An 11,657-nucleotide genomic window follows, 5' to 3' on the forward strand; every position below is an offset into this window, starting at 1 on the left:
CGCCTGCCCGAGGAAATTCATGGCTGACTCCCCGAACACCGAACACGCCGAAAGCTACGGCGCGGAATCGATCCGCGTGCTGAAGGGCCTGGATGCCGTGCGCAAGCGTCCCGGCATGTATATCGGCGACACCGACGACGGCTCCGGCCTCCACCACATGATCTACGAGGTGGTGGACAACGCCATCGATGAGGCGCTTGCCGGCCACGCCGATCTCGTGACCGTGACGCTCAATCCAGACGGCTCCTGCACGGTCTCCGACAACGGCCGCGGTATCCCGACCGACATCCACAAGGAGGAGGGGGTCTCGGCGGCCGAGGTCATCATGACCCAGCTCCATGCCGGCGGTAAGTTCGATCAGAATTCCTACAAGGTCTCGGGCGGCCTGCACGGCGTCGGCGTCTCGGTGGTCAATGCGCTCTCCACCAGCCTCAAGCTGCGGATCTGGCGCGGCGGCAAGGAGCACCGCATGGAGTTCCGCCACGGCGACGCGGTGGCGCCGCTGGAGGTGGTGGGGCCCGCGGGCGACCGGCGCGGCACCGAGGTGACGTTCCTGCCGAGCACCGAAACCTTCACAATGACGGAGTTCGACTACGCGACGCTGGAGAAGCGCCTGCGTGAACTCGCCTTCCTCAACTCGGGCGTGCGCATCGTGCTCACCGATGCGCGCCATGCCGAGCACAAGCGAGAGGAGCTTTGCTACGAGGGCGGCGTCGAAGCCTTCGTGCGCTATCTCGACCGCTCGCGGAAGCCGGTCGAGGGCATGGCCAAGCCCGTGACCGTGCTCGGCGAGCGCGACGGCATTCGCGTCGAGGTGGCGTTCTGGTGGAACGACTCGTTCAACGAGACGGTCCTGCCCTTCACCAACAACATTCCGCAGCGCGACGGCGGCACCCACATGGCGGGCTTCCGCGCCGCCCTGACGCGTCAGCTGACGGGCTATGCCGAGTCCTCGGGCATCGCCAAGAAGGAGAAGGTCTCGCTCACCGGCGACGATTGCCGCGAGGGCCTGACCGCCGTCATCTCCGTGCAGGTGCCGGACCCGAAATTCTCCTCGCAGACCAAGGACAAGCTCGTCTCCTCCGAGGTCCGCCCGGCGGTCGAGAACATCCTCAACGAGGGGCTCTCGACCTGGCTGGAAGAGAACCCGGCCCAGGCCAAGTCGGTGATGGGCAAGGTCGTGCTCGCCGCCGCCGCCCGCGAGGCGGCGCGCAAGGCGCGCGAGACCATCACCCGCAAGGGCGCCCTCGACATCGCCTCCCTGCCCGGCAAGCTCGCCGATTGCCAGGAGCGCGATCCGTCGAAATGCGAGTTGCTGCTGGTGGAGGGCGATTCCGCCGGCGGTTCGGCCAAGCAGGGCCGTGACCGCACCTTCCAGGCCGTGTTGCCCCTGCGGGGAAAGATCCTGAACGTCGAGCGGGTGCGCGCCGACCGGATGCTGTCCTCGGCCGAGATCGGCACGCTGATCACCGCGCTCGGGGCCGGCATCGGCCGTTCCTCGACCGACCGCGAGGGCTTCAACCCGGACAAGCTGCGCTATCACCGCATCATCATCATGACCGATGCGGACGTTGACGGCTCGCATATCCGCACGCTGCTGCTGACGTTCTTCTTCCGACAGATGCCGGAAATCATCGAGCGCGGTCACCTCTACATCGCCCAGCCACCGCTCTACAAAGCCGAGCGCGGCCGGCGCGCCCTCTACCTCAAGGACGAGCGGGCGCTGGAGGATTACCTGATCGACCAGGGCGTCGAGGGGGCGGTACTGCGGCTCGCCTCCGGCACCGAGTTCGGCGGTGCCCAGCTCAAGACGCTGGTCGAGGAGGCCCGGGCCTTCCGCGGCATCCTGCACGGCCTCCATACCCGTTACGACCGGGCCGTCGTCGAGCAGGCGGTTTTGGCCGGCGCCTTCGCCAAGGACGTCGCCGAAAATCCCGGCGAGGCGGAGGTTCTGGCCGACCGCACCGCCAAGCGTCTCGACCGGATTGCCGACGAGATCGAGAAGGGCTGGACGGGCGCGGCCTCGGAGGGCGGCTACGTCTTCAGTCGGACGCTGCGCAGCGTGAAGCAGGTCGCCACCCTCGACGCGACGCTGCTTGCCTCGCAGGAGGCGCGTCGGCTCGCCGAGCGGGCGGAGACGCTGCGCGAGATCTACGAGGAGCCGGTGACGCTCTCCCGTAAGGGCGACGAGACCGAGTTCTACGGTCCCGTCGGCCTGTTCGAGGCGGTGATGGCGTTCGGCCGCAAGGGGCTCCAGCTCCAGCGCTACAAGGGCCTGGGCGAGATGACCGCGCAACAACTCTGGGAGACGACTCTCGACCGCGACGTGCGCTCGCTGCTGCAGGTGAAGGTCAAGGACACGACCGATGCCGACGACCTGTTCGTCAAGCTGATGGGCGACGTCGTCGAGCCGCGCCGCGAGTTCATCCAGGAGAACGCGCTGAGCGTGGCCAATCTCGACGTCTGATCGTCGTCTGGGGGAAAGTGATTAGGCTGCCTTTCAAAGCGAATAGGCTGACCTATGAAAGCGATTAAGTGTTCTTCCCGGGCATCCTGGTGCGTTCAACAGGCAGCTGGCGTTCGAGACCGAGGGCGAAAAGGGCGCGCGCCATCCGTGGCGCTCGTTATAGCACGGGACAGGCGCAAGTGCCTACTTCCGACGTGAAAGCCAACGCCAGCTTGAGTTTTCACTTGGTTCGGAAGATCCACGGACAGTCGGCTGTCTTTGCTTAAAGGTAATCCGGCGCTTACGCGTAGGGAAAATAGCAAAGCTTGGTGAGTAACGGCGCGGCCGCGGCATCCCCCGGATGCACCGCGCCCCGCCAACTACGCCCACCGGGAGGCACGTCGGCCGGAAATCGGCCTCTCGGCTTCACCCGTCGCCGAGCATTTCGCAACGAGCCAGGCTCGCTCTTGAACGGCGGGTCGCGCCCGTCCGTCGGATCGTTGATGATCCCGAAGTCCTCGCCAGGTTCATAGAACACTCGACCGCAATCGAGGTCAGGTGCAAACGGCCTGCCTTCGGTCAGGAAGTACGCATCACCGTCGTGTCTGACGTAGAGGGGGACTCATCCCTCCGCTCCGTCACCATAAATACGCCCCTGCGGTTCCCGTGGCCGTTTCAGGCGTAGAAGCTGCTCGTGTCCACCTTCAGCCGTAGGATGACCGGCCCCGCGGGGGAGAGGCTGCCCTCGAACCGTCCTGGAAAGGTCTCCGATACCGTAAGGCCGTCCGCGCCGTCCCCGTAATTCAGGGTGCAATGGACGTTGATCGGGCCCTCGAAGCTGCCGGCACGCACCTTGATCTCGTCGGCGAAGACCTCGACGGAGTCGACGTGCGTGTGCGCCGACAGCGCGCCCAGGTCCCCCCAGGCTTCGGTCCCGGTCAGGTCGATCTCTCGCACGGCCGTTGCGACGGCCTGGAGGACAGCCGCATCCGTGCTTGCTGCGTCAGGGCCCGGCATGCAACCTCCTCAGAACACGGCGGCGCCAATGCCGAGACGCTGCCGATACTGCCAGCTCAGCGAGAGACATACGCCCTCAAGGCTAGCCCAGATATGGGCCGCATCGATGCCGAGGCTGAAGAGCTTGCGCTGGAAGCGCGACCGGACCCCTCGCGGTATGACGAAGCTGTTTTCAGCCAGTCCGCTCGGCATCCAGGGTTCGCTGGGCCTGGGATGAACGGAGAACAACCCGCGCTGGCTCGCGATCCTCGGGGCCGTCGTGGTCGGGAGCAGGAACCCCACGCGGTCGATCTCGAACGGGCCCGGTCCGCCCTCCGGATTTATGACGAGCGTGTCGTCCACCGGATAGGCGTAGATCACGGCATCGGCGTCCAAGGGGTCGCTGGAGACCGCGAAGAAGCACGCGACGAGTGGGTTGGTCGTCCAGTCCAGGAGGCGCGTCGGCAGCCCGAAATGCTGCCCCAGGGCCAGCCAGTCCCAATCGGTCGCCCCCGGCAGCGAGACGTGCAACCGTGCCTCGCGCTTGAAGGCGCGGAACAGGTGCTCCTCGAACAGCGGGTCGTGGTTCGGCGTGCGGCCCGCGCTCGGCACACATAGGAATTCGCGGGACGCGCAGCCCCGAAAGACCCAGCGCGAGTGCATGCGCCGGTCCAGGAAGTCCTGGAAGGATTGCCAGGTCTCCTGCGCCGACTTGAGACGCTCCACGGTGTCCGCGGCCGAAGCCGGGCCACGCGGCTGGACCGGCTCCGCCGAGACGCCACGGATCGGTTTGGGAGGGGGGCGGGTCGGAGGTCTCATCGACGATGTCCGGTCGGGTCAGCGCATTCCGGCCAGGTGCGCGCGGTACAGGGCGGTCGTGAAGTCGCGGGCGATCTCGCACGACATGCCCGCGTGCACCGCGAGGTCCGTCGCAGCCACCGCTTCCGCCAGGACGACCACCGGAACCCCGACGGCCCGGGCGTGCCCGATGACGGCGCTCGTTCCCGGGTCGCCGCCATCCGCAAGCGCGAGGACAGCCGTGCAGGCCCTCAGCCCGGCGAGCGCGGGACCGGCGCTCGCGGCAAGCCGCTCGCCGTACTCATGGAACGGCGAGAACACCTCGCTCCCGAGATCAAGAAGCCACCACCGTGCCTGGTCGAGGAGCCAGCGTTGAGGCAGCGTCGCCGCCGGTCCCGAAAGAAAGACCCGCCCCCCATGCGCCGTGTCCGGCTGCGGCACGAGAGCGCTCAAGGCATGCGGCGCCGGGAGAGGCAGGCGATGACCGTCGTTGAAATGGGCGACGCTGCGCGATGCCAGGTCGGCGGCCTCGACGGGGTCGAACCGGCGCTCGCCCCAGTAGTGCGCGAAGGCGGCGCAGAACACGTCGCCGGAGCCGATCTTGAACCACGTGTCCGATATGTAGGCCGGAACCAGCCGCGGCTTCGTGTCACCGACATAGACGCTGGCGCCGCCGATGGCGTGGCGGGCGACGACGACCGAGGCGCCCTCATCGGCCATGATGCGTGTCGCCACATCCATCGCCTCCTGCGACGGATCCGCCGCAGCGAGCATGTAGTCCCTCACCACGTATGCCAGCTCGCCCGCCCGCGATCCCGACGCCGAGAAGGCCGCCTCGGGACTGTCCGACTGCGGGTCGTGGACGGCCCGGCCGGCCACGACCGTGGCCGGCCCCTCCAGCATCCCGAAGCTCAGCACGACCTCCCCGGAGACCGTGATGCGGGGCAGACCGGCCGACGCCTTGGGCACGGGCTCCTTGCTCAGGGGATGGTAGTACTCGAAGACGAGTTCCTTCTCGATCTCGACCACTTCGGCACGGACGCCGAACGACGCCATGGTCGCGCGTACGTCCGCCGCCCAACCCGAGTAGGCGTAGGTGTGCAGCACGGAGCCCGGCGAGAGCCCGCTCACGGCCACGGCGGCCCGGCCACCGGAACCGTAAATTCGGTCCCATTCCGGGTAAGCGCAGACCTCCCGGTAACTGCCGCCCACGATGATCATGGGTCGGTCCTCGACACCGTCACCACGCACCGCGTCGACGAGACCTCCTCGACATGGGCGACGAAGGGCACCTCCCGCGCGAGGCAGTCGAGAAGCCGCGTCAGACCCGGGAACGCGGCGAGGGCGCCCACCACGGCGCCCTCGCCGTTCCGGCAGATCGCGCCGACCGCGGCCCCCTCGTGGACAAGCTCGATCCGCAGGTCGTCGCCCGCGCGTACCCGGTCCGCCGCCTCACGACGCACCCCTATCAAGTCGACGGTGAGGTGGAGGTCGCAACCGTCGCCGGACTGCTGCAATCGCCGCGGAGCCCGCCCTCGCCGGCCCGGGGGTCCTCCCGACATGACTCAACCTCCCGTCGCCGCGGACGCCCGGGCCGCGGTGCCGGCGCGGGCCCGGCCGCCATCGATGCGCGCCAGCGTTTCCTGGTGCTTCTCGCAGCCACGGCACCGACCGCAGGCGTATTCCATGACATGGCAGGAGAAGGTGGCGCCCAGGAGTGAACGGGGGATCCCCGACCGCCTGACAAGCTCCAGGGCCGAAAGGTGGCGCGCGGGGGCCATGACCCGGACCCCTCCCTCCTGCAGGTGCATCAGCCGGTCGACGGTCCGCAGGAAGGGAGCGCGACCGTCGGCATGGACATCCGTCCTGATCGCCCCGAGCAGGATCTCGGTCAGTCCCTCGGCCACGAACCGCATGCCGGCGAGCGTCACCAGCATCTGGTTGCGGTAAGGCCACCACTCGGGCGCGCGCGCCAGATCCGAGGCCGCGCGCCCCGCGAGCGGGCCAAGGCCAAGGGCCGACAGGTCGACCCGCGCGACCTCGTGGCGAAGTCCGAGCTCGCGCGCGACCGAGGCCGCCGCGGCGATCTCGCCCTTGGCCGGCCTCTGTCCGTAATCGACCGTGAGGCAGACGTCCGGCCTCTGCCAGGCGGCGATGGCCGCCGAGTCGAGGCCGCCCGAGAGCAGGAGCGCCCTCATTCCATGGCGGCCCAGGCCGCCTGGTAGAGCGCGGATGTGAGGTCGCGAGCGACCCGGCAGCCGGTGCCGACGAGCATCGTCAGGTTCGGGTCGTCGAGGCGCTCGGCAAGGACGACGACGGGCTTGCCCCGGGCGCGCGCGTACCCGACCTCGAACAGGGTGCCCGGATCGGCGCCGTCGAGCAGCGCGAGCAGCGCGGCGCAGCGGTCCAGGCCTTCGAGATCGGCGGCCGCGGTTTCCTGGGCCGGACGGCCCGTACCGACCTCGTGCAAGGGGGAGAACACCGGCGCGCCCAGTGCCTGGAGCCGTTCGAGCGCCTCCTCGACGAGCCAACGCTGCGCGAGATCGAAGAAGGGTCCCGCCAGGTAGACCAGGCCCGGACGCCGGCCAGCGGGCAGGGCGGACTGGGACGCGAGCTCGGCGGCGGGGGGCAGGGGCAGCGCGTGGTAGTCGACGAAGTGCGCGACGCTGCGTGAGGCCAGGTCCGCGGCGTCGACGGCGTCCAGCCCGCGCTCGCCCCAATGGTGCGCGAAGGCCGCGCTGAACACGTCGCCCGACCCGATCTTGAATACGCGCTCCGAGCGGTATGCCGGGATGTCGGCCGGCACGCCCCCGACCCGGAACACGCGCGCGCCCTCGCACCCGCGCTTGACCACGACGGTCTCGGCGTCGTGCGCGGCGAGAAGCGCGGCGCCCACGTCGTCGCCCGCCGCGCCGGTCGCGGCCTCCGCCTCGCCCTGGTTCAGCACGACGGCGAGCCGCTCGGCCCGGGAGCCGTTGGCGCGGAACGGGCTCGCCGCATGGCCGGTCTGCGGATCGTGGACGGCGCGCCGCGCGGAAACAACGGCGTCGCCTTCCACGAAACCGAACCGCAGCACCACGTCGCCGGACACGGTCAGGACAGGTTGCGCAGCGGGTACGGCCGGTTCGAGCAACGCTGGCGAGAGGGGATGGAAGTAGGAGAACGAGATTCTCTCGTCGATGGGTTGGACGGTCGCGCCCACACCGAACGCGTGCATCGAGCTCCGGACGTCCGAGACCCACCCCCGGTGGGCATAGGTATGGAGTTCGGTTCCGGGCGAGAGCCGGCCGACCGATGCGGCGGCCCGCCCTCCGGACCCGAAGAGGCGCCTCCAACGCGGGACGGCACAAATTTCGAGGTAGCAGCCGCCGGCGACGATCAACGCGTCACCCGCTCGACCAAGACGCGACAGCGGGTGCGATCGACCTCGATGACGCGGGCCTCGTACAGATGTCCGGCGCGCAGGCAGCCGAGGAGTTGGTCCAAGCCCTCCATGCCCGCGAGCGAGCCGACGATGTCGGCCGCGGGCCGCGTGCGGCACACGGCCGTCTCGAAGGGATCCTCCCGGTGCAAGGTCACGTCGAGGACATCCCGCTCGCGGACCGTCACCACCGCAGGGGCCCGCACCCCCGTCAGGTCGGTGTCGTAGCGCAGGTTGCAAGGGTCCGCGCCCCCACCGAGCCCTGCGCCACCGCCCTGGCCCTCCCGCCCCGAAGGCGACACGGGTGACGACGTACCCGGCCCCAGACGCGGGCCCCTGCGTGTGCTGGACTTGCTACCGCCTGACATCGCGATCCCTGGGCGCGAACCTAGACGACAGTGGCCTCTTTTCCCGGCCGCCGTCAAACAGGGCCCCGGCCGATATTCCTCATCGCCCGCCACATCACCGCGTCGAGCAGGGACGGCCTGGCGCCGAGCGCCCCGCAGAACTCCAGGAAGCGCCGCTCCAGCGCCTCGTAGTCGCGCGGCACCCGCATCGACCGGTCAAAGAGGCCGATCAGGAGACCGGCCCGGATGATGTGGATATCCAGGATCGCAACCTCGTCGCTGCCCAGCCAGTTGCGCGTGATCCAGGATGCGGTCTTCGGCCCGATGCCCGGAATCCGCATGAGGTGGCGCCGGAATGCCAAGGCGTCGTCGGTCGGCGGCGGGTCATCCTCGATCATCCCCAACGCGACCGCGAGCCGGCGGGCCCGCTGGTGCGGGAAGCGGTAGCGGACCGGGCGGCCGCCGAGCAGGACCGGCTGCAGCAGGAGAGCTTCGAGATCCCCCTCGGCCGGGCGGCGTCCCGGCACGAACACGCCGGCCTCCATCAACCGGTCGTGAACCGCATGGTTGACCTCAGCCGTGATGCCGTAGCCGCCGAGCAGGCAAAACCCGACCTCCTCCTGCAGGGACCCGTCGCGGTTGACGAACCCGTCGGACTGCTCGCTGGCGCGGCTGACCATGTCCGCCCAGAACGCGGCACTCGGCACCCACTCGGGCCGCCCCCAGCGCACCCCGGGCACGATCTCGGCATCCGGATCAGGCGGCGAACGCCGTGCAGCCGTCGGGTGGCCGTCCGCTTCGAGCAGCATAGTCGTGATTCCCCTTGACGCCGTCCCCGAATATTCATTTTCATTCAAAGCATGAGGGGACGCAAGATCGGATCAGGCGGCGAGCGCGCCGCCATCGCGGCGGCGCTGGAACGAGCCCGGCGCGAGGACGGCCTGAGCCAGGAGGCGCTCGCCCGCACGCTGGGCTCCAGCCAGGCCAACATTTCCAAGCTCTTGCGCGGTCAGCAGAGGCCCCGCCCGGAACTGGAGGCGTCGATACGGTCCTATCTCGCCGCGCGGCCCGCGGGCGTCGCCCACCCTTCGGAAGCGTGGACGCGGCGTCTCCTCGCGGCCTGCGAACGCTCGCCAGCCTTCCGCGACGTGATCGACGCGGCGCTGATGCTTGTGAATGAAAATGAATATTCTGACCGAGCTTGACAGCGATCCAGGGCTTTTGGCGTTCACGACGGAGCACGCTCCAGGGTCGTCCAGTGCGGTCAACGGCCGTTTGCGGGCGGCCGTGCCTGGTCTGCAGCCGGGCGGCGAGCGCCGACGTGTCGGCCGCCGGCGCGGCTCCGAGCACGCGGCGTTACGCACCTATGCCGCCTCGGGAAAGCGGCGCCGGCCCGGCTGCTGAACCGGCGTCGGGCCAGTGCGAGAGGAACGCCGCCAGAGCTTCGGCGCAGAGCCGTGCAGGCCGCGTTTCGGCGTCGGTCCCCGGCCCCCCCGGTCCACCGGGGCTCGCGGCCGGCACGAAGCCATACCCGGCCCCCACGCGGCCGACGACGTCCGCACGAACGGTCGCTTGCCGGGCCCGACCGCCGTCACGCCGGCGACGGAAGCGCGCCGGCCACGCGGACGGAGCGGGCACTCAGGCCAGGCCCAGGAAGTCCGCGGGAACGACAATCAACCGGCCCGTCGAGGGCATGAGATGCGCGTCCTGCGTCGGCCGTGTCGAACGGGCCCGAAGCAAGGTCGAGGGCATGACCTGCGCATCGCGCGTCGGACGCGTCGAGCGCGCTCCAGACGGTGCCATGCGCCACCGCGGCCACGGCGAAGGCCGCGACCGAGCAGGCAAGCGTGCGCGGCACGGCCAACCTGCACGCGCTCGCCGCAGCCGTCTCCGCGGCCGGCTACAGCGCGCGTCCGATCGGCGCGGCCGCCTCCGTCGACGAGACCACGCAGCGCAAGGAGACCACGCGCTCGAATCTCATCGAGGAACTTCAAGAGCACCTTGAGCTCGGCCTTCACCCCGGGGAGCGTCACCGCTTCCCGGCCGTTCGCATGGACCGTTTGGACCTCGATCCCGAATTCCAGTGCGGCCCTCTGGATCTCTGCGGAACTGACGGCCGCGAGGATTCCGCTCCGGCCGATCAGCGTCACCTTCTTCCGGACCCAGGTATCCGCCATCGCGACGAAGACCTCCACGTCGACGACGTGGATGCCATCAGTGCGCGCGAAGGCACGCAACTCCGGTACGGTCGCCTCGGCGAAGTAGGCGCTGAGGTCGAGCACCTGTCGGATGGCGTGGAAGCTGAGGAACCTCAGGCTGGTCCCGACGAGCATCGCGGCGAGCCGGTCGTCGAGGGTCAGGCCGACCTCGTCGACCCTCCGGTAGGTGTCTGCCGAATGCAGCAGGGTGAAGCCGGTCGGGGAAAATGACCCGGCGCCGGTTGAAGCTCTGGATCAGCACGACCCGCTCGCCGCCGTCGGTCCGGTAGCCCGCGAACAGCGCCCTGACGGCGTCGAACGCAGCCGGTGCTGCCGCGGGTCCTCGACCGGCTGGCCGACCGCGCCGTGATGATCCCTTCCTCCGCCCTGCTCGGCCTCGTGCTGATCGGGTTCGCCGGGGAGTCGTGGGGCAACGGCATCGGCTGGGCCGCCCTGCTGGCGACGTGGCTCGTGCTCGGCATCGGCTACTCGGCGGCCCAGACCCCGACGGGCCGCCTGCTCCGGCGCTCCGCGTCCGCCGAGGACCGGCCGGCCGTATTCGCCGCGCAATTCGCGCTCTCCCACGCCGCCTGGCTCGTGACCTATCCGCTGGCCGGCTGGCTAGGGGCGACGGTCGGGATGCCCGCCACGCTGGCCGCGCTCGGCGCCGTCACGCTGGCGGCGACCGCCGCTGCCGTGCTGCTCTGGCCCTCGGACGACCCCGAGGCGGTCGAGCACGCCCACCCCGAGCTCGATGCGGCCCACCCGCACCTGGCGGCGGCGCACGGTCGTCGCCATGCCCACGCCTACGTCATCGACGACCTCCACCACCATTGGCCGTCGGGGCGCCCGGGATGAGCGCCCGTTCAGGCCCCGGTCATGGCCCCCCATGGCATCCGTGCTGCCATGCCGCTTGGTCACGGCGCCCCGCGGATGCTAGGTTTCGCATTCGGAGACCGCTTGGTGAAACTGACGCCGACCCTGATGCGCCGGATCGCGACCAGCCTGATGCTGCTGGCGGTGATGGCGCTCGCGGTCAGCGTCGCGGCGGTGCCGGCGAATGCCTTCGGCGGTCCCGTCGAGCACCTGGAACACGCCGGGCCCGAGCACAGCCATATGCACGGCGACGGCACGGTACACTCGCACGTCGTTGCCAAGGTCGTCTCGGACGAGGCCGGCGCGTGGCCGGACTTCCCGCCGCTGGACGACGCGCAGGACCACCAGCACAAAAAGGCGGATTGCTGCGGCCTGGCCCATCCGGTCGCGCTGCTCTCCGCCGACACCGTCGCCGCCGTGACCGGATCTCCGGGCGCGATCCTCCCGTCTCGGGAATCGACGCATCCCGTCGGGGTGGACCCGAACGGCCCAAGACGACCTCCCAGGTCCCTTCCGAACGCGTGAGCGCGGCGTCCTGACGGGCGCCGCAAGGCCGTGCCCGTTCGACAGGACCC

13 protein-coding genes are annotated in these 11,657 nt (G+C 69.8%); 5 read left to right on the forward strand and 8 right to left on the reverse strand.

Annotated features, from left to right (window positions below; all coding sequences use genetic code 11):
• Positions 1 to 19: 19 nt before the first annotated feature.
• Complete coding sequence (gene gyrB / locus MPPM_RS13515) at positions 20 to 2,467, forward strand: DNA topoisomerase (ATP-hydrolyzing) subunit B (RefSeq protein ID WP_096485516.1); 2,448 nt, start codon at positions 20 to 22, stop codon at positions 2,465 to 2,467.
• A 654-nt stretch (positions 2,468 to 3,121) separates the two neighbouring features.
• On the opposite strand, the gene MPPM_RS13520 is transcribed toward gyrB, so the two are convergent.
• The 8 genes from MPPM_RS13520 to MPPM_RS13555 form a co-directional block, all read right to left on the reverse strand.
• A complete protein-coding gene (locus tag MPPM_RS13520) occupies positions 3,122 to 3,463 on the reverse strand; it encodes a pPIWI-associating nuclease domain-containing protein (protein ID WP_096485517.1) in 342 nt (113 codons plus the stop codon).
• A 9-nt stretch (positions 3,464 to 3,472) separates the two neighbouring features.
• Positions 3,473 to 4,261: an FRG domain-containing protein gene (locus MPPM_RS13525; protein WP_244573303.1), complete on the reverse strand. Its 789-nt coding sequence runs from the start codon at positions 4,259 to 4,261 to the stop codon at positions 3,473 to 3,475.
• An 18-nt stretch (positions 4,262 to 4,279) separates the two neighbouring features.
• Entirely contained in the window at positions 4,280 to 5,461 is a 1,182-nt protein-coding gene (locus MPPM_RS13530; protein ID WP_063111003.1) for a hypothetical protein, read from the reverse strand.
• Positions 5,458 to 5,703 (reverse strand): hypothetical protein, encoded by a 246-nt coding sequence (locus MPPM_RS13535; protein ID WP_244573304.1) that lies wholly within the window; start codon positions 5,701 to 5,703, stop codon positions 5,458 to 5,460. Before MPPM_RS13535 ends, MPPM_RS13530 begins: the two co-directional genes overlap by 4 nt.
• Before the next feature lie 102 nt (positions 5,704 to 5,805).
• Positions 5,806 to 6,438 carry a 7-cyano-7-deazaguanine synthase gene (locus MPPM_RS13540; RefSeq protein ID WP_063111001.1) on the reverse strand — a complete coding sequence of 211 codons (633 nt, stop codon included), beginning with the start codon at positions 6,436 to 6,438 and terminating at the stop codon, positions 5,806 to 5,808.
• Complete coding sequence (locus MPPM_RS13545; RefSeq protein ID WP_244573305.1) at positions 6,435 to 7,457, reverse strand: PfkB family carbohydrate kinase; 1,023 nt, start codon at positions 7,455 to 7,457, stop codon at positions 6,435 to 6,437. The genes MPPM_RS13540 and MPPM_RS13545 overlap by 4 nt, the downstream gene beginning before the upstream one ends.
• A gap of 161 nt (positions 7,458 to 7,618) precedes the next feature.
• The gene (locus tag MPPM_RS13550; RefSeq protein ID WP_009866860.1) at positions 7,619 to 7,963 is read right to left on the reverse strand and encodes a hypothetical protein; all 345 of its coding nucleotides are present in this window, start codon (positions 7,961 to 7,963) and stop codon (positions 7,619 to 7,621) included.
• Between the two features lie 119 nt (positions 7,964 to 8,082).
• Positions 8,083 to 8,817 (reverse strand): 8-oxoguanine DNA glycosylase, encoded by a 735-nt coding sequence (locus MPPM_RS13555; protein WP_063110999.1) that lies wholly within the window; start codon positions 8,815 to 8,817, stop codon positions 8,083 to 8,085.
• A 51-nt stretch (positions 8,818 to 8,868) separates the two neighbouring features.
• Here MPPM_RS13555 and MPPM_RS13560 point away from each other — a divergent pair, with 51 nt between their 5' ends.
• The 4 genes from MPPM_RS13560 to MPPM_RS13575 all read left to right on the forward strand — a co-directional run bounded on the left by MPPM_RS13560 (position 8,869) and on the right by MPPM_RS13575 (position 11,607).
• Complete coding sequence (locus MPPM_RS13560; RefSeq protein WP_063110998.1) at positions 8,869 to 9,213, forward strand: helix-turn-helix domain-containing protein; 345 nt, start codon at positions 8,869 to 8,871, stop codon at positions 9,211 to 9,213.
• A gap of 642 nt (positions 9,214 to 9,855) precedes the next feature.
• Positions 9,856 to 10,437, forward strand: a complete 582-nt coding sequence (locus MPPM_RS13565) for a hypothetical protein (protein ID WP_157914188.1) — start codon at positions 9,856 to 9,858, stop codon at positions 10,435 to 10,437.
• Positions 10,438 to 10,533: 96 nt separating this feature from the next.
• On the forward strand, positions 10,534 to 11,064 hold the full coding sequence (locus tag MPPM_RS13570) for an MFS transporter (RefSeq protein ID WP_244573306.1): 531 nt from the start codon (positions 10,534 to 10,536) through the stop codon (positions 11,062 to 11,064).
• A 105-nt stretch (positions 11,065 to 11,169) separates the two neighbouring features.
• Positions 11,170 to 11,607, forward strand: a complete 438-nt coding sequence (locus tag MPPM_RS13575) for a hypothetical protein (RefSeq protein ID WP_063111024.1) — start codon at positions 11,170 to 11,172, stop codon at positions 11,605 to 11,607.
• Positions 11,608 to 11,657 lie beyond the last annotated feature (50 nt).

Origin of the sequence: Methylorubrum populi, from assembly GCF_002355515.1 — a bacterium.
Taxonomy (GTDB): domain Bacteria; phylum Pseudomonadota; class Alphaproteobacteria; order Rhizobiales; family Beijerinckiaceae; genus Methylobacterium; species Methylobacterium populi_A.

Bases quoted from the DNA above. Each gene is read 5' to 3' on its own strand.
- MPPM_RS13540 (WP_063111001.1), bottom strand. From the start codon at position 6,438: ATGAGGGCGCTCCTGCTCTCGGGCGGCCTCGACTCGGCGGCCATCGCC.
- MPPM_RS13520 (WP_096485517.1), bottom strand. From the start codon at position 3,463: ATGCCGGGCCCTGACGCAGCAAGCACGGATGCGGCTGTCCTCCAGGCC.
- MPPM_RS13525 (WP_244573303.1), bottom strand. From the start codon at position 4,261: ATGAGACCTCCGACCCGCCCCCCTCCCAAACCGATCCGTGGCGTCTCG.
- MPPM_RS13530 (WP_063111003.1), bottom strand. From the start codon at position 5,461: ATGATCATCGTGGGCGGCAGTTACCGGGAGGTCTGCGCTTACCCGGAA.
- MPPM_RS13545 (WP_244573305.1), bottom strand. From the start codon at position 7,457: ATGCACGCGTTCGGTGTGGGCGCGACCGTCCAACCCATCGACGAGAGA.
- MPPM_RS13555 (WP_063110999.1), bottom strand. From the start codon at position 8,817: ATGCTGCTCGAAGCGGACGGCCACCCGACGGCTGCACGGCGTTCGCCG.
- gyrB (WP_096485516.1), top strand. From the start codon at position 20: ATGGCTGACTCCCCGAACACCGAACACGCCGAAAGCTACGGCGCGGAA.
- MPPM_RS13560 (WP_063110998.1), top strand. From the start codon at position 8,869: ATGAGGGGACGCAAGATCGGATCAGGCGGCGAGCGCGCCGCCATCGCG.